Raw genomic sequence first — 17847 nt, forward strand, 5'->3', positions numbered from 1 at the left:
GCCGAGAAGGACGGAAACCATGGCGACAACGACGGAAACCCTGCCCGAGGCCCTTCGCGCGAACGTCGAGAAGGCCCGCCGGATGCTCATCGGCGGCGACTGGGTCGAGGCGCGTTCCGGGCAGAGCCTCGCGGTGCGCGACCCCTCGACCGGCCAGGTGCTGGTCGACGCGCCGGCGGCGGACGCGTCCGATGTGGACCGCGCGGTGTCGGCGGCTCGCGCCACGCTGACCGGGCCGTGGCGGCTGATGACGCCGCAGGAGCGCGGAAAGCTGTTGTGGCGCTTGGCGGATCTCGTCGAAGCGCACGCGGACGAACTGGCCGCGCTCGAAGCGCTGGACGTCGGGATGCCGATCACCGAGGCGAGCTTCGTGGACGTTCCGTTCTCGGTGGAGATCCTGCGCTATTACGCGGGCTGGCCGACGAAAATCACCGGCGACACCATCCCGGTGTCGTTCCCGACGAATTTCGGCGGCCCGTACCACGCGTACACCCGCCGCGAGCCGGTCGGTGTGGTGGGCGCGATCGTGCCGTGGAACCTGCCGTTGATGATGGCGGTCAAGAAGCTCGCTCCGGCGCTGGCAACCGGAAACACCATCGTGGTCAAGCCCGCCGAGCAGACGCCGCTGTCGATCGCGCGGCTGGCCGAACTGGTGCTCGAAGCGGGAATTCCCGAGGGCGTCTTCAACTATGTCAGCGGGTACGGCGAAACTGCCGGGGCGGCGCTGGTCGAGCACCGCGGGGTCGACAAGATCACTTTCACCGGATCCGTCGCCACCGGCAAAGCCATCGCGCGGGCGGCGACCGACACGTTGAAGCGGGTTTCCCTCGAACTCGGCGGGAAATCACCGAACATCATCTTCGGCGACGCTGACCTGCCTGCCGCGATCGCGACTGCGGGGCTGGCGATCTTCTCCTGTCAGGGCGAAAGCTGCATCGCCGGCTCCCGGCTGTACGCGCACCGCAGCGTGTACGACGAAGTCGTGGCGGGCCTGGCTGACCGAGCGCGCAGCATCAAACTCGGCCCGGGACTCGATCCCGCCACCGAGATGGGGCCGATGATCTCGCCCGAACACCGCGAGAAAGTGCTGGGCTACCTCGGCATCGGGCGGTCCGAGGGTGTCGAGGTAGCGGCAGGCGGGGAAGCCTGGGGCGACCAGGGCTGGTTCGTGCAGCCGACCGTGCTCACCAACGTCGCGCGGGACTCCCGGATCGCGCGCGAGGAGATCTTCGGCCCCGTGTTGACGGTCGTGCCCTTCGACACCGACGAGGAGGTGCTGGAGCTGGCCAACGACACCGATTTCGGGCTGGGCGCGGGGGTCTGGACGAAGGACGTCGGACGGGCGCACCAGGTCGCCGCGGCGCTGGAATCGGGGCAGGTCTGGGTGAACTGCTACCAGGCGGTCGACGCCGCGCTGCCGTTCGGCGGGTACAAGCAGTCCGGATGGGGTCGGGAGACGTGCAAGGAGAACCTCGACGAGTACCTGGAGCTGAAGACGGTCGTGGTCGGGCTCTGATGGTTTCCTTCGACTACGTGGTGGTCGGCGGCGGCACGGCCGGATGCGTGCTCGCCGCCCGGCTTTCGGAGAATCCGGACGTTTCGGTGCTGCTGCTCGAAGCGGGCGGCGACGAGCGGCGGCCGGACGTCGAGGATCCGGGTGCGTGGCCGGGTCTGCTCGGCGGCGATGCGGACTGGGGCTGGGAAACCACCGTGCAGGCGGCCACCGGACGGGCTGTCCCGGCCCCGCGCGGTCGCGTGCTCGGCGGATGCGGCTCGATCAACGTCATGGCGCACCTCCGCGGCTGCCGCGGCGACTTCGACTGCTGGTCCGCGGCGGGCGCGGAAGGCTGGGACTACGCCGGCGTGCTGCCGTACTTCCGGCGGTCCGAGGACGTGCCCGCGGGCGATCCGTCGTATCGCGGCCGGGGCGGCCCGCTTCGGCCGCAACCGATCGCCGAGCCGCACCCGCTCAGCCTCGCACACGTGGACGCCGCGCGGCGGGCCGGACACCGCGTCGCCGCCGATCTCAACGACGGCGAACTGCTCGGGGCCGGCCTGCACGACCTGCTGATCCAGGACGGGCGACGGCAAAGCGCGGCGACGGCGTACCTGCGTCCCGCGATGGACCGGCCCAACCTGACTGTCCACACCGGTGCTGAGGTCCGGCTGCTGGCGGTGCGCGACGGCCGGTGTCTCGGTGTCGAGTACGTCCGGGACGGGGTGCTGGAGTGGGCGGGCGCGGGCAGCGAGGTGCTGCTGTGCGCCGGCGCGGTGGGCTCGCCGCGGCTGCTGATGCTTTCAGGCTTCGGTCCGGCGGACGAGCTGGGAGCCCTCGGCATCCCGGTGCTGGCGGATCTGCCCGGGGTCGGCCGGGATCTGCAGGACCACGTGATGCTGGCCGGAATCCGCGTGGAAGCGAAGCGGCCATTGCCGCCGCCGAGTGGCAACTACGCCGAGGCGACGTTGTTCGCCAAGACCGATTCCGCGCAGGACCGCCCGGAATTGCAGATCGTCCAGGTCCAGGTGGACTACCGCCTGCCGTGGCAGGAGCCGTGCGCCAACAGCTTCTCCTTCGGTGTCGGCCACATGCGTCCGCGCAGCCGCGGTTCTCTCCGGCTGGCCTCGGCCGATCCCGGTGCGGCACCGCTGATCGACCCGGGGTACCTGCGCGAGGAGCACGACATCGACCAGTTGATCGCCGGGATCGAGGAGGTCGACCGGCTGGTCGGCACCGGGGCGTTCGACGAATGGGGCGCGGTGTCCCAGACCGGCCGGCTGTTGCGGATGGACCGGGCCGAACTGGAGCGGACCGTGCAGGACGCGGTGAGCAGCTTCTTCCACTTGTCCGGCACCTGCCGGATAGGGACCGGCGACGATGCCGTGGTTGACCCGGCACTGCGCGTGCACGGAGTGCGCGGGCTGCGGGTCGCGGACGCCTCGGTGATGCCGGAAATCGTTTCCTGCAATCCGAACGCAGCGGTGGTGATGATCGCGGAGAAGGCCGCGGATCTGGTGCTGGGACGGGAAGAACGCTGAGCACGCGGGCACTTGCGGCCGACCCGTGCCTGATGTCCGGTCCGGTGCGGACAATTCCGCAACGGATCGTCGCGCCGGGCGGGGGCGTGGGGGACACTACCGGGATGGTCCAGCCGCTGACAGGTGACGGCGACGCCGCCGACGAACCGGGTGCGCTCCCACTGGAGCTGACCAGGTTCATCGGGCGGCGGCGGGACCTCGCGCTCGCCCGGCACGCGCTGGAGCGCTCCCGGCTCGTCACGCTCACCGGAACAGGGGGCGTCGGCAAGACCCGGCTGGCGTTCCGCCTCGCCCGCGAGGTGTCGCGAGCCTTCGCCGACGGCGTGCACGTGGTCGCGCTCGCCGACGTGCAGGATCCGGCGCTGCTCGGGCACACGGTGAACACGGCGGTCGGAATCCGCGAGACCTCGGCGCAATGGCAGCTCGACACGCTGGTCGAGCACCTGCGCGACCGGCAGGTGCTGCTGGTGCTCGACAACTGCGAGCACCTGGTCTCCGCCACCGCCGCGCTCGCCGACGCCTTGCTGCGCGCGTGCAGCGGCCTCACCGTGCTGGCTACCAGCAGGGAGGCGCTGAACGTCGCCGGCGAGGCGGTCGTGCCGGTGCCGCCGCTGTCCACTCCGGACCCGGACGAAGCGCTCACCGCGGCTGCCGTCGCGCAGAGCGAAGCGGTGACCTTGTTCGCCGATCGCGCCGCCGCCGCGGTGCCCGGGTTCGAGGTGACCGCGGCGAATCGGCGGCCGGTTGTCGAGCTGTGCCGCTTGCTCGACGGCATCCCGTTGGCGATCGAGCTGGCCGCGGTGCGGCTGCGCGTGCTGCCGTTGCCGGAGCTGCTCTCGCGGATGGGGGACCGGTACCGCCTGCTGACCCAGGGCAGCCGCACGGCCCCGGCCCGGCACCAGACGCTGCGCGCGTCGATCGACTGGACCTACGACCTATGCTCGCCCGCCGAACGCCTGATCTGGAGCAGGCTCTCGGTGTTTTCCGGAGGATTCGGGCTGGACGCCGCCGAAGCGGTGGCCTCGGGCGGCGAGATCGAGCGCGCCGCGGTGCTGGATCTGATGGCGGCGCTGCTCGACAAATCCGTGCTGAGCCGGGTCGCGGACGCTCGCGAACCGCGCTACCAGATGCTCGAGACCATCCGGCAGTACGGCGGGGAACGGCTCGCCGAAGCGGAGTCGGCGGAGCTGGACCGCCGCCACCGAGAGTGGTTCGTGACGCTCGCCGAACACGCCGACGCCGACTGGTCCGGCCCGCGGCAGGCGGAGTGGCTGGAACGGCTGCGCTGGGAGCACGCGAACCTGCGCGCCGCGCTGAACTCCTGCCTCGCGCACGATGGCCAAGCCGGGCTGCGGCTGGCCTGGTCGGTGGAGAACTACTGGCTCGCCAGGGGATTTCTCAGCGAGGGCAGGCATTGGCTCGGCCAGTTGCTCGACGCGGCCCCCGAGCCGACCGTGGACCGGGGCCGCGCGCTGCGGCTCGCCGCGTGGCTGGCGATCCTGCAAGGCGACCACGACGTGGTGCCCGCGCTGCTGGAGGAGGGCGAACGGATCGCCGCCGCGACCGGGGACGCGCAGCTCGCGGTGTTCGTCGCGCAGACCTGGGGATTGCTCGCGCTCTTCAGCGGCGATCTGGAGTTCGCGATCGAACGGCTGGAGGAATCGGTCGCGGCGTTCGCCGAGTTGGGGCACCGCACCGGGGAGATCCACTCGATGTTCGAGGCGGGCCTGGCGCTGAGCCTGGCGGGGGAGAGCGAACGGGCGTCGGCGTGGCACGTGCGGTGCCAGGAGACGACCGCACCGATCGGCGAAGCGTGGTGGCGCTCGTTCTCGCTGTGGGCGTTCGGGGTGGAGAAATGGCGGCAGAACGACTACGCCGCCGCGGCTGAACTGGAGCGGGAAAGCTTGCGCCTCAAGCGCCCGCTGGAAGACCAGCTGGGCCATTCGGTGTGCCTGGAAGCGATGTCGTGGATCGCGGCCTCGGAGGGCGACGCCGAACGCGCGGCCCGCCTGCTCGGTGCCGCGGACGCGTTGCTGCGCAAGGTCGGCTTGGCGCTCGAAGGCATCCCGCGGATGTGGGTCTACCACCTGAAAGGCGAGGGAGACGCCCGCCGCCGCGCGACCGAGGGCGCGTTCCGCTCGGCCTACGCGTCCGGCGCGGCGATGTCGGTGGACGCCGCAGTCGCGTACGCGCTGGGCGAGGGGGAACCGGCTCCCGCCCCGGAACCGGAGCGCGAACCGCTGTCCCGGCGCGAACAGGAGGTGAGCGAACTGGTCGCGAAGGGCATGACGAACCGCGAGATCGCCTCGATGCTGGTGATTTCCGTACGCACGGCGGAAAAGCACGTGGACAACATCTTGTCGAAGCTGGGGTTGTCGAATCGCACGCAGCTAGCGGCGCATGTCGCTACGCGAGGTTAGCGGCCTTCCCACACCGGTTCGCGTTTCTCCGCGAACGCGCGCGATCCTTCTTGCGCGTCGCGGGATTCCCTGACCGGGACGGAGATCTCGCGGCTGCGCGGGAACTCCTCCGCCGCAGTCCAATCCCGTGCCTGCGTCATGATCCGCTTCGTCGCACGAACCGCCAGCGGTGCGTTGGCAGCGATTGCCCGCGCCAGCTCCAACGCCTTCGCCGCAGCTTGACCGGGTTCGGTGAGCCGGTTGACGAGCCCCGCCTTCGCCGCGCGTTCGGCGGAGACGTGCGCGCCGGTGAGCGCCCATTCGAGCGCTAGCGCGTACGGAACCCGCTGCGGCAGCCGGAGCAGCCCGCCGCCTGCCGCCACAAGGCCGCGTTTCACCTCAGGCAGGCCGAAAACCGCGGTGCGCGAGGCCACGATGAGGTCGCACGCCAGCGCGATCTCGAACCCGCCGGCGAGCGCGTAACCCTCCACTGCGGCCACGATCGGCTTCTGCGGCGGGGCCTCGACGATCCCGGCGAATCCCCGCTCCGGAACGATCGGGCGCTCTCCGGCGAGGAACGCCTTGAGGTCCATGCCCGCGCTGAACGTGCCGCCCGCCCCGGTGAGGACAGCGGCGGACAGGTCGGCGCGCGCGTCCAGTTCGGTCATCGCCGCGGCGATCGCCTCGGCAGCGGCCAGGTCGATCGCGTTCCGGGCGCGCGGACGGTCGATGGTGACGACGAGGACCCCGCGGTCGGTTTCGGTGCGGACGCCGGTCATCGCGCGGCCATCCGGATCGCGCCGTCGAGCCGGATCGTCTCGCCGTTCAGCATCGGGTTGTCGAGGATCGCGAGCGCGAGCCTGCCGAACTCTTCCGGACGGCCGAGCCGCGCCGGATGCGGCACGGTCGCGGCGAGCTTGTCCCGCACTTCCGGGCCGTGCCGGTCGAAGATCGGCGTGTCGAAGATGCCCGGCGCGATCGACACCACCCGCACCAGTTTCCTGGCGAGATCGCGCGCGGCCACGAGCGTCATGCCCACGACGCCCGCCTTGGCCGAGGCATAAGGAATCTGCCCGATCTGCCCTTCCCACGCCGCGACCGACGCGGTGAGCACACAGACCCCGCGCTCGCCCTCGACCGGTTCGTTGCGCGCCATCCGCGCCGCCGCCAGGCGCAGGACGTTGAACGTCCCGATCAGGTTCACCTGCACGATTTCGGTGTAGTCCTCAAGAGACCCGGGGCTGCCGTCCTTTTCGACGACCCGCACAGTCGCGCCCTTCCCGGCGCAGTGGACGACCGCGCGCAGCGGCGCCCGTTCTTCGGCCAGGTCGAGCGCGGCCCCGACGGCTTCGGAGTCCCGCACGTCGGCGGGGGCGAAGCGCACGTTCGGGCCGATCTCCGCGGCCACCTCCGCCCCGCGCGATTCAGGCCGGTCGAGGATCACCACTTCCGCGCCGCGTCCGGCCAGCTGCCGCGCGGTAGCCCGGCCGAGCCCGGAGGCTCCGCCGGTGACGAGCGCCGATGCCGCAGTGAGGTCCATGGGTGCTTCCCTTCAGAGTCGTTCGAGGACGGTCGCGTTCGCCATGCCGCCTGCCTCGCACATGGTCTGCAGGCCGAACCTGCCGCCGGTGGCTTCGAGGTGGGCGAGCATCGTGGTCATGAGCCGCGCGCCGGACGCGCCCAGCGGATGCCCGAGCGCGATCGCGCCACCGCGCGGGTTGAGTTTTTCTTCCGGCACGGCGAATTCGCGCTGCCAGGCCAGCGGCACCGAAGCGAACGCCTCGTTCACCTCGAAGGTGTCGATGTCGTCCGGTGCCAGCTTCGCCCGTTCGAGGACGCGCCGGGTCGCCGGGATCGGCCCGGTGAGCATCAGCTCCGGGTCCGAACCGCACACCGCCGACGCGACGATGCGCGCCCGCGGCCGCAATCCGAGCGCCGCCGCTTTCTCCTCGCTCATCACCAGCAGGGCGGCCGCGCCGTCGGTGATCTGCGAGGAGTTTCCCGCCGTCACCGACCAGTCGACGTGCGGAAACCGCTGTGCCAGTGCGTCGGTGCGGAACGCGGGGGAGAGGTCGGCAAGCCGCTGCGCCGTGGTGCCCTCGCGGATCGATTCGTCGCGGTCCACCACCGACCCGGACACCTCTACCGGCACGATCTCCCCGTCGAAAGCCCCGCAGCGACGGGCTTCCGCCGCGCGCGCGTGCGAGCGAGCGGCGTACTCGTCCTGTTCCGCCCGGGACAGGCCCCATTTGGCCGCCACCAGTTCCGCGGCGACGCCTTGCGGAACGAGATCGGGAAACCGCTCGCGGACCGCCGGTCCGGTGACATCCGCGCCTTGGCGGTTCGAGCCGATCGGGACCCGGCTCATCGATTCGACCCCGGCGGCGATCGCGACGTCGTAGAGCCCGGCCGTCACCCCGGCCGCGGCGAATTCCACCGCCTGCTGGCCGGAACCGCATTTGCGCTCGATCGACACCGCGGGCACGTCGACCGGCCAGCCCGCGGCCAGCACGGCCTGCCTGCCCGGGGTGCCCGCTTGTTCGCCGGACAGCGTCACACAGCCGACGAGCACGTCGTCGACCTCGCTCGGATCGAGCCGGTTGCGCTCGGCCAGCGCCTTGAGTACCTGGCCGAGCAGCTCCGCGGGGTGCAGCGGGGCGAGTGCACCCGCGGCCTTCCCCCGGCCCATCGGCGAGCGGACGGCGTCGACGATCACGGCTTGCGGCATGGCCTCTCCTCCGGTGCGGGCGAACCGATCCGGAAGTCAACATACCGACTGGTTTGAAGAAGGGGAAGTGAGCTGGCTCGCCCGTCCTTGAGATAGCAGCCTCTGAGTGAGCGGTACCCGTTGCTTCCCAGTGGAAACGATCGGATCGGGGAGTACTCCCGCGAACGGATGGGAAGCATTGACGATCGTCGACGAAGTCGCATATGGTTCTACATACCAACTAGTCGGAATCTAAGGGGAGCCGAGATGCATACGGGACTGACCCTGGTCTTCCAGAACCTGGAGCGCCGTCGCGCCGACGGCGACGTCTACGCGCACGAACTGCGCTACGCGGCCAGGGCCGAGGGGCTGGGCTTCGACTCGGTGTGGACGCCCGAGCACCATTTCACCGACTACCAGCTGACGCCGAACGTGCCGCAGTTCCTGTCCTGGGTGGCTGGGCAGACGAGCAGGCTGCGGCTGGGCACGATGGTTTCGGTGCTGCCGTGGCACGACCCGATCCGCGTGGCGGAGAGCTTCACGATGCTGGACCACCTCTCCGGGGGCCGGTCGCTGCTGGGCATCGGGCGCGGGCTGGGCCGGGCCGAATTCGAGGGCTTCCAGGTCGAGATGGGCAAGTCGCGCCGGCTGTTCACCGAGTACACCGAGGCGATCACCGGTGCGCTGGAGAGCGGGGTGCTGGAGTACCGCGGCGACGTCTACACCCAGCCGCGCGTGGACATCCGGCCGGAGCCGTGGGGGTCCTTCCGCGGCCGCACGTTCGCCTCGGCGGTGTCGCCGGAGTCGATCGACCTCATGGCGCGGCTGGGCATCGGGCTGATGGTGATCGCGCAGAAGCCGTGGGAGACGGTGAAGGCGGAACTCGCCGAATACCGGAAGCGGTTCTACGGGATCAACGGGCACGAGGCGCCGAAGCCGGTGGTGTGCGTGTTCGTCGGCGCGGCTCCGACCGAACGGCAGGCGCAGGAGATGCGCGACGTGTACCTGCAGCGCTACGCCGTCTCCACGGTCGAGCACTACGAGTTCGACAACGTCGGCTTCGCCGAGATAGAGGGCTACGAGTACTACGCGGGGCTCAGCCGCAACATCGCCCGGCACGGCATCGACAAGTTCAGCGGCTTCCTCGCCGACCTGCAGGTGTGGGGAACTCCGGAGCAGGTGGTCGAAAAGCTGCTCGGGTACGTGAATTTCCTCGATGCGGGCGCGGTTCTGCTCGTCCCGGCCTACGGCGGGATGCCCGCCGAGGTCGCGGACGCGAACTTCGAACTCATCGCACGCGAGGTGCTGCCCGCGCTCAAGGCCCACGACGTCGGCGGCGACATCGGCGTCCGCTACGCGGAAGAACAGGTGCGGGACGAGGCGCAGGCGGTGCTCGGTTCGCCGCGCTGACCAGGCGCGGCCGGAGAATCAGGAACAGGTGGCGGAAATGATCGAAGCAGAGCTGTTCAAGGCGGTGATGGCGGCCGCCCCGGGGCCGGCCGCGGTGGTGACCGCGATGAGCGCGGACGGCGAACCGTGCGGGCTCACCGTGTCCGCGGTGTGCTCGGTGTCGCTCGACCCGCCGCTGGCGCTGGCCTGTCTCGACCGCGGGTCGAACACGCTGGCCGCGGTGCGGGACAGCCGGGCGTTCACGATCAATTACCTGGCGGGCGGGCGCGAGGAGCTCGCGATGAGCTTCGCGACGAAATCGGACCGTAAATTCGACCGGGCGAACTGGACCCGGCCCGGGGCAGGCGCGGGCGGCCCGATCCTCGCAGACGACGCGGCGGCGTATGCGGTGTGCCGCCTTGAGGAAATCGTCGAGGCGGGCGACCATGTCATCCTCGTCGGGGCGGTGGTCGAAGGCGGCGTCGCCGAGGAACACCACGCACTGGCGTATGCGCGGCGGGCGTTCTTCACCGGCGCACAGCCGGACGGCGCGCGGTTGGCAGGATGAGCTGGTCAGGGGTTACCGTCTGCTACAGTCTGAACGGTCGGTATCCACCACCCGTCCGGGTTGGCCAGATGAGGAGCACGGATGGCCGCCGCCCAGGCGCGCACCGGAAAACGCGCAGCCGCCCAGAGTCGTCCCCGGGCGCCCCGCGATCCGGACGCCACGCGCAAAGCGCTGATCGACGCTTCGCTGAAGCTGTTCGAGCGGGACGGATTCCACGCCACGTCGGTGCAGAAGATCGTGGACGAGGCGCGGCTCACGAAGGGCGCGTTCTACTACCACTTCGACACCAAAGAAGACGTCCTGCACGAAATCCACGACCAGTTCATCGATTTCCAGCTCAAGCGGCTGCATTCGGTGCTGGACGAGGGCGGCGAGCCGGACGAGGTGCTGCGCCGGATCATGACCGACGTGCTGATCGAGCCGATCAGCATCTACCGCTCCGAGATCTCCATCTTCATGCAGGAGCACCGGTTCCTGTCGAGCAAGACCTTCGCCTCGATCGGGCGCAAGCGCGAGGAGTTCGAGCAGCTCGTCACGCAGGTGATCGAGCAGGGGATCGAAGCGGGCGCGTTCAAGCCGGTCGCGACCCCGCGCGTGCTCGCGTTCGCGGTGATCGGCGTGGCGGCTTGGGCGCACACCTGGCTCGACCCGCGCGGAGCGATGACGCCGCGCCAGATCGGCGACGCCTTCGGCGAGATCGTGGTCGACGGCCTGCGCAAGGGGCAGCTGCCGAAGGCCAAGAAGCGCGCCTGAGTTTTTCGCGGCGGCCTCGGCCGCACGGCCGGTTTTCTCTGTTATTGACGGGAGAATGCTCCCGTGGCTACGCTAGATACCAACCAGTCGGATTGTGCACTGAAGTCTTCTGCGGATGAGGTCGAGGAATGAACGCAAGGGTCGAAGAGCAGCCGCGGCACCTGATCGGCGGCCAGTGGCGGGCCGGTTCGGGCACGGCGTCGCGGGACGTGTTCGATCCGGCCACCGGCACGCGCATCGCCGAGGTCGGATTCGCCTCCGACAGTGACGTCGACGACGCGGTTTCGGCCGCGGAACAGGCTTTCGGACCGTGGTCGGCGCTTTCGCTCAACCGGCGGGTGCAGTACGTCCAGCGGATGAAGTCGCTCGTGCAGCGCGACGCCGAAGAACTGGCGCACACGGTCAGCCTCGACCAGGGCAAGACGCTCGACGAGGCGCGCGGCGAGGTCGGCAGGCTGATGGAGGCGATGGACTGCGCGGCCGCGGCGCCGATGTTCTTCCAGTCCGCGAGCGGGAACATCGCCGCCGGTCTCGACGCGCGGCACGTCCGGATCCCGGTCGGCGTGTGCGCGGCGGTCACGCCCGCCAACTTCCCGGTGATGAACCCGGCACAGTTCACCGCGTGGTCCTTGGTGTGCGGCAACACTTTGGTGCTGAAAGTGTCCGAACAGGACCCGCTGGCCTCGACGCATCTCGTGCGGATCCTGCAGGAGGCCGAGCTTCCCGACGGCGTGCTGAACCTCGTGCACGGCGGTGCGGACACGGTCCGCCGGCTCGTGACGCACCCGAGTGTCGCGGCGGTTTCGTGCATCACGTCGACACCGGTCGCGAAGGCGATTTACGTTGCCGCGTCAGCAGAAGGCAAGCGGGTGCAGGCCAACGGCGGCGCGAAGAACCCGATCGTCGTGGCCGACGATGCGGACCTGGAAGCGGCAGCGTCGGGCATCGTCGCGTCCGCGTACGGCATGGCGGGGCAGCGCTGTCTGGCTGGCACCCGGATCGTCGCGCTGGACAGCGTGTACACCGCGCTGGTCGATCGGGTGGTCGAGCTGGCGTCGGAGCTGGTCGTCGGCGGCGGCCGTGACCCGAAGACCACGATGGGCCCGGTCGTGAGCGCGGGGAGCAAACAGCGGATCGAGGAGTACGTGACCTCCGCAGTCGGGGGCGGTGCCCGGGCGGTGCTCGACGGACGCGGCGTGGTGCCGGTCGGGGAGGCCACCAGCGACGGGTACTTCGTCGGCCCGACCGTGCTGGTCGACGTCGAACCGGGCTCGTCGGCGGACTGCACCGAGGTGTTCGGCCCGGTGCTGAACGTGCACCGCGCCGATTCGCTCGACAGCGCGATCCGGATGGCCAACGACACCGAGTTCGGCAACGCGGCCACGATCTACACCCGCTCCGGCTCCACCGCGCGCGCCTTCGAGGAGGGCTCGACTGCGGGCAATGTCGGCGTCAACGCCTTCCCCGCACCTCCGATGAACATGACCATGGGCGGTCTGGGCACGTCGTTCTTCGGCGACACGCACATCTGCGGGGACGGGCCGCTGCACTTCTACACCGACCACAAACTGGTGGTGTCCCGTTGGTAGCTTCCGCCAGCACCGCGGACTCCCGTTCGCCGCAGGAACTTCGCGCCGAAGTACGTGCTTTCCTCGCCGACCAAGCTGAACGGTTCCGTCCGCGCGTCGACTCGTGGCTCGTCGGCTGGGACGAGGAGTTCACCCGCGCGCTGGCTGCCAAGGGTTGGCTGGGGATGACCGTCCCGGCCGAGTACGGCGGCCACAGCCGCAGTCACCTGGAGCGGTTCGTCGTGACCGAGGAGCTGCTCGCCGCGGGCGCACCGGTGGCCGCGCATTGGATCGCGGACCGCCAGATCGTCCCGTCGCTGCTCAAATACGGCACGGAAGCGCAGAAACGCCGCTACCTGCCCGCGATCGCCCGGGGCGAGTGTTTCTTCGGGATCGGCATGAGCGAGCCGGACTCCGGGTCCGACCTCGCGAGCGTCCGGACGAAGGCCGAGCGCGCCGACGGCGGTTGGCGGATCACCGGCACCAAGGTGTGGACGTCCGGCGCGCACCGTGCGAACGCGTTCATCTGCCTCGCCCGCAGCAGCCCGCGGGATCCGGAGCAGCGGCACGCCGGGCTCAGCCAGTTCATCGTGGACCTGCGGTCGCCGGGCGTGGACATCCGGCCGCTCGTGTCGATGAACGCCGAGCACCACTTCAACGAGGTGATCCTCGACGAGGTGTTCGTGCCGGACGAGCTGGTGTTCGGCACGATCGACGACGGCTGGCGACAGGTGACTTCGGAACTGGCCTACGAGCGCAGCGGCCCGGAGCGGTTCCTGTCCACCTTCCTGCTGCTGGCCGAGACCGCCGAGCAGACGAGGCTGGGCGCGGTCGCGCGGCGGTCTGACCTCGGCCGGTACGTGGCCCGGATGGCCGGGCTGCACCAGATGTCGCTCGCGGTGGCGGGCGCGCTGGAGCGCGGGGAGCCCGCCGACACCGCCGCCGCGGTGGTGAAGATCCTCGGCACCACGACCGAAGGCGACATCGCCGACTTCGCGGACCTCCTCGCGGAGCCGGATTCGCCGCCGGAGTTCCGCGGGCTGGTCGAGGAGGCGGTCGTCCAGCGCCCCGGGTTCACCCTCCGCGGCGGCACCAACGAGATCTTGCGCGGCGTCGTCGCGCGGGGATTGGGGATGCGCTGATGTCCGCGGTGGACCAGTCGGTGTCCGACCTGATGACCACGGTGTTCGCCGACTACCGAGCCGAGCGCGCCGAACCGGTGCCGGGCGACCCGGAGCTGTGGCGTCGGCTCGACGAACTGGGCCTCGTCCGGCTGACTGGCAGCGAAGAGCGCGGCGGCAGCGGCGCGGGCTGGCGGGAGGCGGCGGAACTGCTGCGCGCCGCCGCCAGGCACGGGGTGCGGGCGCCGCTGGCCGAGCACGACCTGCTGGCCTGCTGGCTGCTAGACGAGGCCGGCATCGGCCCGGACGGCGCGCGGCGCACGATCTGCCTGCTCGGCGACGACGGGACGGCGACCGCGGTCCCGTGGGTTTCGGAGTGCGAGCGGGCGGTACTCGTGTGGCGGCGCGGCGGGAAGTGGCGGGTCACCGACGCGGCGACGGCGAACCTGAAGGTCGAACTGGGCAAGAACCTCGCGGGGGAGCCGCGCGACCGGGTGTCGGCTGACCTGGGCATGTTCCCGGCCGTCTCCGTGCCGGACGAGCTGATCGAAAGCCTGCTACTGCGTGCCGCGCTCGTGCGCGCGGTGCAGGTGTGCGCGGCGCTCGAGCGCATCGTCGAACTGGCCGTCACGCACGCGAGCGATCGCACGCAGTTCGGCCGTCCGCTCACGAAATTCCAAGCGGTGCAGCACCTTGTCGTCGACGCCGCGGCGGAAGCCGAGCTGGCCCGTGCGGCGACCGAAGCGGCGCTGGCCGAGGCGGTGCGCACGGACTGGGCAGATCCGAGCCTCGAGTTCCGGATCGCCGCGGCCCGGTCGTGCGCGGGGCACGCGGCGTCCACGGTGGTGCGGAACGCGCATCAGGTGCACGGCGCGATCGGGACCACCCGGGAGCATCAGCTGCCCGAGTTCACCGCCGCCGCGCTCGCGTGGCGTTCGGAATTCGGCTCCGTCCGGCATTGGGACGAGCTGCTCACCGACCTCGCGACGAAAGCCGGGCGGTCCGGTCTGTGGCCGCTCGTCTCCGCGTGACCCGGAAAGGACCCGCCGGATGGCCGACCTTGAATACACAGTGGACGACGGGATCGCGACGATCCTGCTTAACCGTCCGCACCGCAAGAACGCCTTCACGCTCGCGATGCTGGACGACTGGGCCGAGGCGCTCCGTGCGGCGCGCGCCGATCCCGCGGTGCGGGTCGTGCTCGTCACCGGCGCGGACGGCGCGTTTTGCGCGGGTGTGGATCTCGACGACTTCGCCGAGATCACCTCGACGCTGGACCGGCAGCAGGTGCTCACCCAGCGCGTGCACCGGGTCGCCGCCGCGGCCATGGAACTGGACAAACCGCTGATCGCCGCGGTCGACGGGGTCGCGGTCGGCGCGGGCATGGACATGGCGCTCGCCTGCGACATCCGGCTGGCCTCGGACCGTGCCCGGTTCTCCGAAGCCTACGTTCGGGTCGGCCTGATCCCCGGCGATGGCGGTGCGCATTTGCTGCCGCGGATCGTCGGGCAGTCGCGGGCGTTGGAACTGCTGTGGACCGGACGCTTCGTCGAAGCCGACGAAGCGCTCGACCTCGGGCTAGTGCTCTCGGTGCACAGCCCCGAGGAGTTGGCGGTCGAAGCGGCGCGGTTGTGCCGGCGGCTCGCGGACGGGCCGCCGGTCGCGATCCGGGCGATCAAGCGGCTGGTGCGCGAGGGCGAGCACGTGGGCTTCCTGACGTCGTTGTCGATGGTCGCGGCGGAACAAGCGGTCGTGCAGTCCACTCAGGACTCGGCGGAGGCGATGGCCGCGTTCCGGGAGAAGCGGAAACCCCGGTTCACCGGCTCCTGACGGGACTCCGGTTTCGGTTGAGTACATCCCGACCGTTTGGTATGTTGCCGACCGCGGGGGAAGGCACGAGTGCTCCGGAAAGGACACGATGACGCCGGACAATCAGGCCAATCGGCCGCTGACCCCGGAGGACTACGAACGGGCCGCGCAGTTGTGGCCGGGCGAACTGCTGAGCCGGGCGACGAATCTGCTGACAGTCCCGACCTGGCTGCCTGGGGAGGACCGGTTCTGGTTCCGGCACGAGCGCCCCGTCGGCCACGAGTTCGTTCTGGTGGACGCCGCCACCGGAGACCGGCGGCCCGCGTTCGACCACGCCGTCGTCGCGCGGGCGCTGGACGCGGACCCAGCCCGGTTGCCGATTGAATCCTTCGAGTACGACGGGGATTGCATCGTCGCGGAGGTCGAGGGCCGCGAAACCCTGGTGCGGATCGACACCCGCGACGGGTCCAGCGCGGAAGTGCCGAAGCCGGATCCGAACGGATTCCTCGGCCCCACAGGCGAGGAGTTGTTCGTCCGGGACCACAACCTGTGGGTCCGCGCCGAGGACGGCAGCGAACGACAGCTCACCACTGACGGCGAGGAGTATTACGGCTGGGCGGAAGCCCCCGACGCCTCCGACGACCGGATCGACCGCGACCGCGAAGGCAGGCCACCCGGCACGATCGGCTGCTTCTGGAATCCCGCCGGGACCCACGTGCTGGTTCCGCGGGTCGACGAGCGGGCGGTGACCGCTTATCCGTTCGTGGAGAACATCCCGGACGACGGCGACGTGCTTCCACAGGTGCGTTACGTGCGCGGCAAGATGACGGGTGACGCGGAGGACTCCCGGTGGGAGTGGTACGTCGTGGCCGTGGCGGACGGCTCCCGGGTGCGGGTCGGCGAGCTGCCCGGCGAACTGCGCGTTCTGCCTTGGCACGCCTGGTGGACCGGGCACGGCACGATCGTCGCCCTGGCCTCCACGACCGCACAGGACTGCGCGGCAGCGGTCGAGATCGATGCCGCCACCGGCGAGGCCCGCGTCGGCTACCTCGAACACGACCACATGTTCCGATTCAACAACGTGTGGTTCCACGACGACAACGTCCGGTATCTGCCGGACCGCCACGAACTGCTCTGGTTCACCTTCGCCTCCGGCTGGCCGCACCTGTGGCTGATCGACCTCGCCTCCGGGAAGGCCCGGCAGGTCACCGACGGCGAGTGGGTCGTCCAGGACGTGGTCCGGGCGGTCGGGCGGCAGGTGTTCTTCACCGCGGGCGGGGTCGTGCCCGGGAGGAATCCGTACCTGCGCTCGCTGTACCGCGTCGAACTGGACGGCGACGGGCCCAACGCCGGGCTGAAATGCCTGACCCCGGAGGACGCTGACCACGCGTTCCCGGCGGTCCCGTCCGGCACCGTGATCCGAGACAGCGGCGAGCGCGCGGACCGGCACTCCTGCCTGGCTCCGTCTGGAAAGTACTTCGTGGACAACATTTCCCGCGTCGACCTTCCGCCGGTGATCCGGCTTCGCGACGCCGACGGCAACACCGTCGCCGAACTCGCGCGCGCCGACGTCAGCGGACTGGACGAGATCGGCTGGACCTGCCCGGAAACGTTCTGTGCCAAGGCCGCCGACGGCGAGACCGATGTCTGGGGCGTGCTCGTCAAACCGCGCCGCTTCGCCGAACGGGACAGCTGGCCGGTCCTGGAACGCATCTACGGCGGCCACCAGGTGCTGGCCCAGCCGCGCAGCTTCCTCGAAGGACTCAACGGCATGTTCATGTTCGGCCTGCACTCGCTGGCCGAGATGGGGTTCGTCGTCGTCCTGCTCGACGGCCCCGGCACGCCGATCCGCTCGCGTGCGTTCCGCGACCTGACCTGGCACGAACCGGACCGGTTCGGCATCAAGCACCACCGCGCCGCGATCGAGGACGCCGCCCGCACCCGGCCGTGGATGGACCTATCGCGCGTCGGCGTCAGCGGCCATTCCTCGGGCGGCTACGGAACGGTGATGGCGATGCTGCTCGAACCGGACTTCTACGCCGTCGGGTTCGCCAGCGCACCCGCGCTCGACCCGGGCGCGTCAGCCGCGTACGTGAACGAACCGCACTTCGGGAAACCGGACTACGGCGACGGGCGCTCCGCCAAACGCACGCCGGGCGAAATCTCGCCCTACCACGCGCAGGTCGCGCCAAGTGCTTACGCGGAACGGCTTTCCGGCCGGCTCGCGATCGTGTACGGCGATCTCGACGAACAGGTCGAACCGTCCGGCGTCCTGCGGTTCATCGGCGCGCTGATCGACGCGGGCAAGGATTTCGACGTGCTGCCGCTGCCCGGCCGCAACCACCATTTCACGACCGAGCCGTACTGCCAGAAGCGGCTCTGGGACTACTTCGTCGAACACGTCCAGGGCCGGAAGCCGCTGCGGCATCACCGGCTGGACGTCGCCCCCGGCGAGCGCTTGCACGTCACCTGAGACGCGCTGCCCGGGACTGTCCGC

General features: G+C 70.4%; 14 protein-coding genes. 11 read left to right on the forward strand and 3 right to left on the reverse strand.

What is annotated here, in order from left to right; translation table 11 throughout:
- Positions 1-19: 19 nt before the first annotated feature.
- The 3 genes from FKO37_RS26570 (at position 20) to FKO37_RS26580 (ending at position 5456) form a co-directional block, all read left to right on the forward strand.
- A complete protein-coding gene (locus FKO37_RS26570) occupies positions 20-1516 on the forward strand; it encodes an aldehyde dehydrogenase family protein (RefSeq protein ID WP_238606209.1) in 1497 nt (498 codons plus the stop codon).
- The gene (locus tag FKO37_RS26575; RefSeq protein ID WP_238606210.1) at positions 1516-3036 is read left to right on the forward strand and encodes a GMC family oxidoreductase; all 1521 of its coding nucleotides are present in this window, start codon (positions 1516-1518) and stop codon (positions 3034-3036) included. The genes FKO37_RS26570 and FKO37_RS26575 overlap by 1 nt, the downstream gene beginning before the upstream one ends.
- Before the next feature lie 104 nt (positions 3037-3140).
- On the forward strand, positions 3141-5456 hold the full coding sequence (locus FKO37_RS26580; protein WP_238606211.1) for a LuxR C-terminal-related transcriptional regulator: 2316 nt from the start codon (positions 3141-3143) through the stop codon (positions 5454-5456).
- Here FKO37_RS26580 and FKO37_RS26585 read toward each other — a convergent pair.
- The 3 genes from FKO37_RS26585 to FKO37_RS26595 are packed head-to-tail and all read right to left on the reverse strand — an operon-like array spanning position 5453 to position 8163.
- Positions 5453-6214: a crotonase/enoyl-CoA hydratase family protein gene (locus tag FKO37_RS26585; protein ID WP_238606212.1), complete on the reverse strand. Its 762-nt coding sequence runs from the start codon at positions 6212-6214 to the stop codon at positions 5453-5455. The genes FKO37_RS26580 and FKO37_RS26585 overlap by 4 nt on opposite strands.
- Positions 6211-6975 (reverse strand): SDR family NAD(P)-dependent oxidoreductase, encoded by a 765-nt coding sequence (locus FKO37_RS26590; RefSeq protein ID WP_238606214.1) that lies wholly within the window; start codon positions 6973-6975, stop codon positions 6211-6213. Before FKO37_RS26590 ends, FKO37_RS26585 begins: the two co-directional genes overlap by 4 nt.
- A gap of 12 nt (positions 6976-6987) precedes the next feature.
- Entirely contained in the window at positions 6988-8163 is a 1176-nt protein-coding gene (locus tag FKO37_RS26595; protein WP_238606215.1) for a thiolase family protein, read from the reverse strand.
- 246 nt (positions 8164-8409) lie between these two features.
- Here FKO37_RS26595 and FKO37_RS26600 point away from each other — a divergent pair, with 246 nt between their 5' ends.
- From FKO37_RS26600 to FKO37_RS26635, 8 genes are all read left to right on the forward strand, one after another.
- On the forward strand, positions 8410-9552 hold the full coding sequence (locus tag FKO37_RS26600) for an LLM class flavin-dependent oxidoreductase (protein WP_238606216.1): 1143 nt from the start codon (positions 8410-8412) through the stop codon (positions 9550-9552).
- A 37-nt stretch (positions 9553-9589) separates the two neighbouring features.
- The gene (locus FKO37_RS26605; RefSeq protein ID WP_238606217.1) at positions 9590-10099 is read left to right on the forward strand and encodes a flavin reductase family protein; all 510 of its coding nucleotides are present in this window, start codon (positions 9590-9592) and stop codon (positions 10097-10099) included.
- A gap of 81 nt (positions 10100-10180) precedes the next feature.
- Positions 10181-10852 (forward strand): TetR/AcrR family transcriptional regulator, encoded by a 672-nt coding sequence (locus FKO37_RS26610; protein ID WP_238606218.1) that lies wholly within the window; start codon positions 10181-10183, stop codon positions 10850-10852.
- A gap of 128 nt (positions 10853-10980) precedes the next feature.
- A complete protein-coding gene (locus tag FKO37_RS26615; protein ID WP_238606219.1) occupies positions 10981-12441 on the forward strand; it encodes an aldehyde dehydrogenase family protein in 1461 nt (486 codons plus the stop codon).
- Complete coding sequence (locus tag FKO37_RS26620; RefSeq protein WP_238606220.1) at positions 12435-13562, forward strand: acyl-CoA dehydrogenase family protein; 1128 nt, start codon at positions 12435-12437, stop codon at positions 13560-13562. The genes FKO37_RS26615 and FKO37_RS26620 overlap by 7 nt, the downstream gene beginning before the upstream one ends.
- A complete protein-coding gene (locus FKO37_RS26625; RefSeq protein WP_238606221.1) occupies positions 13562-14572 on the forward strand; it encodes an acyl-CoA dehydrogenase family protein in 1011 nt (336 codons plus the stop codon). Before FKO37_RS26620 ends, FKO37_RS26625 begins: the two co-directional genes overlap by 1 nt.
- Before the next feature lie 19 nt (positions 14573-14591).
- Positions 14592-15371, forward strand: coding sequence for an enoyl-CoA hydratase/isomerase family protein (locus FKO37_RS26630; protein WP_238606222.1), 780 nt, complete (start codon positions 14592-14594; stop codon positions 15369-15371).
- An 88-nt stretch (positions 15372-15459) separates the two neighbouring features.
- Complete coding sequence (locus tag FKO37_RS26635; protein WP_238606223.1) at positions 15460-17823, forward strand: DPP IV N-terminal domain-containing protein; 2364 nt, start codon at positions 15460-15462, stop codon at positions 17821-17823.
- The last annotated feature ends 24 nt before the right edge of the window (positions 17824-17847 follow it).

This window comes from Amycolatopsis sp. Poz14, from assembly GCF_006704225.1.
Taxonomy (GTDB): Bacteria; Actinomycetota; Actinomycetes; order Mycobacteriales; family Pseudonocardiaceae; genus Amycolatopsis; species Amycolatopsis nivea.

What these genes read in the sequence shown, in the direction of transcription:
- FKO37_RS26610 (WP_238606218.1), top strand. Translation starts at nt 10,181, where the DNA reads ATGGCCGCCGCCCAGGCGCGCACCGGAAAACGCGCAGCCGCCCAGAGT.
- FKO37_RS26585 (WP_238606212.1), bottom strand. Translation starts at nt 6,214, where the DNA reads ATGACCGGCGTCCGCACCGAAACCGACCGCGGGGTCCTCGTCGTCACC.
- FKO37_RS26630 (WP_238606222.1), top strand. Translation starts at nt 14,592, where the DNA reads ATGGCCGACCTTGAATACACAGTGGACGACGGGATCGCGACGATCCTG.
- FKO37_RS26635 (WP_238606223.1), top strand. Translation starts at nt 15,460, where the DNA reads ATGACGCCGGACAATCAGGCCAATCGGCCGCTGACCCCGGAGGACTAC.
- FKO37_RS26615 (WP_238606219.1), top strand. Translation starts at nt 10,981, where the DNA reads ATGAACGCAAGGGTCGAAGAGCAGCCGCGGCACCTGATCGGCGGCCAG.
- FKO37_RS26625 (WP_238606221.1), top strand. Translation starts at nt 13,562, where the DNA reads ATGTCCGCGGTGGACCAGTCGGTGTCCGACCTGATGACCACGGTGTTC.
- FKO37_RS26595 (WP_238606215.1), bottom strand. Translation starts at nt 8,163, where the DNA reads ATGCCGCAAGCCGTGATCGTCGACGCCGTCCGCTCGCCGATGGGCCGG.
- FKO37_RS26575 (WP_238606210.1), top strand. Translation starts at nt 1,516, where the DNA reads ATGGTTTCCTTCGACTACGTGGTGGTCGGCGGCGGCACGGCCGGATGC.
- FKO37_RS26590 (WP_238606214.1), bottom strand. Translation starts at nt 6,975, where the DNA reads ATGGACCTCACTGCGGCATCGGCGCTCGTCACCGGCGGAGCCTCCGGG.
- FKO37_RS26580 (WP_238606211.1), top strand. Translation starts at nt 3,141, where the DNA reads ATGGTCCAGCCGCTGACAGGTGACGGCGACGCCGCCGACGAACCGGGT.
- FKO37_RS26605 (WP_238606217.1), top strand. Translation starts at nt 9,590, where the DNA reads ATGATCGAAGCAGAGCTGTTCAAGGCGGTGATGGCGGCCGCCCCGGGG.
- FKO37_RS26600 (WP_238606216.1), top strand. Translation starts at nt 8,410, where the DNA reads ATGCATACGGGACTGACCCTGGTCTTCCAGAACCTGGAGCGCCGTCGC.
- FKO37_RS26570 (WP_238606209.1), top strand. Translation starts at nt 20, where the DNA reads ATGGCGACAACGACGGAAACCCTGCCCGAGGCCCTTCGCGCGAACGTC.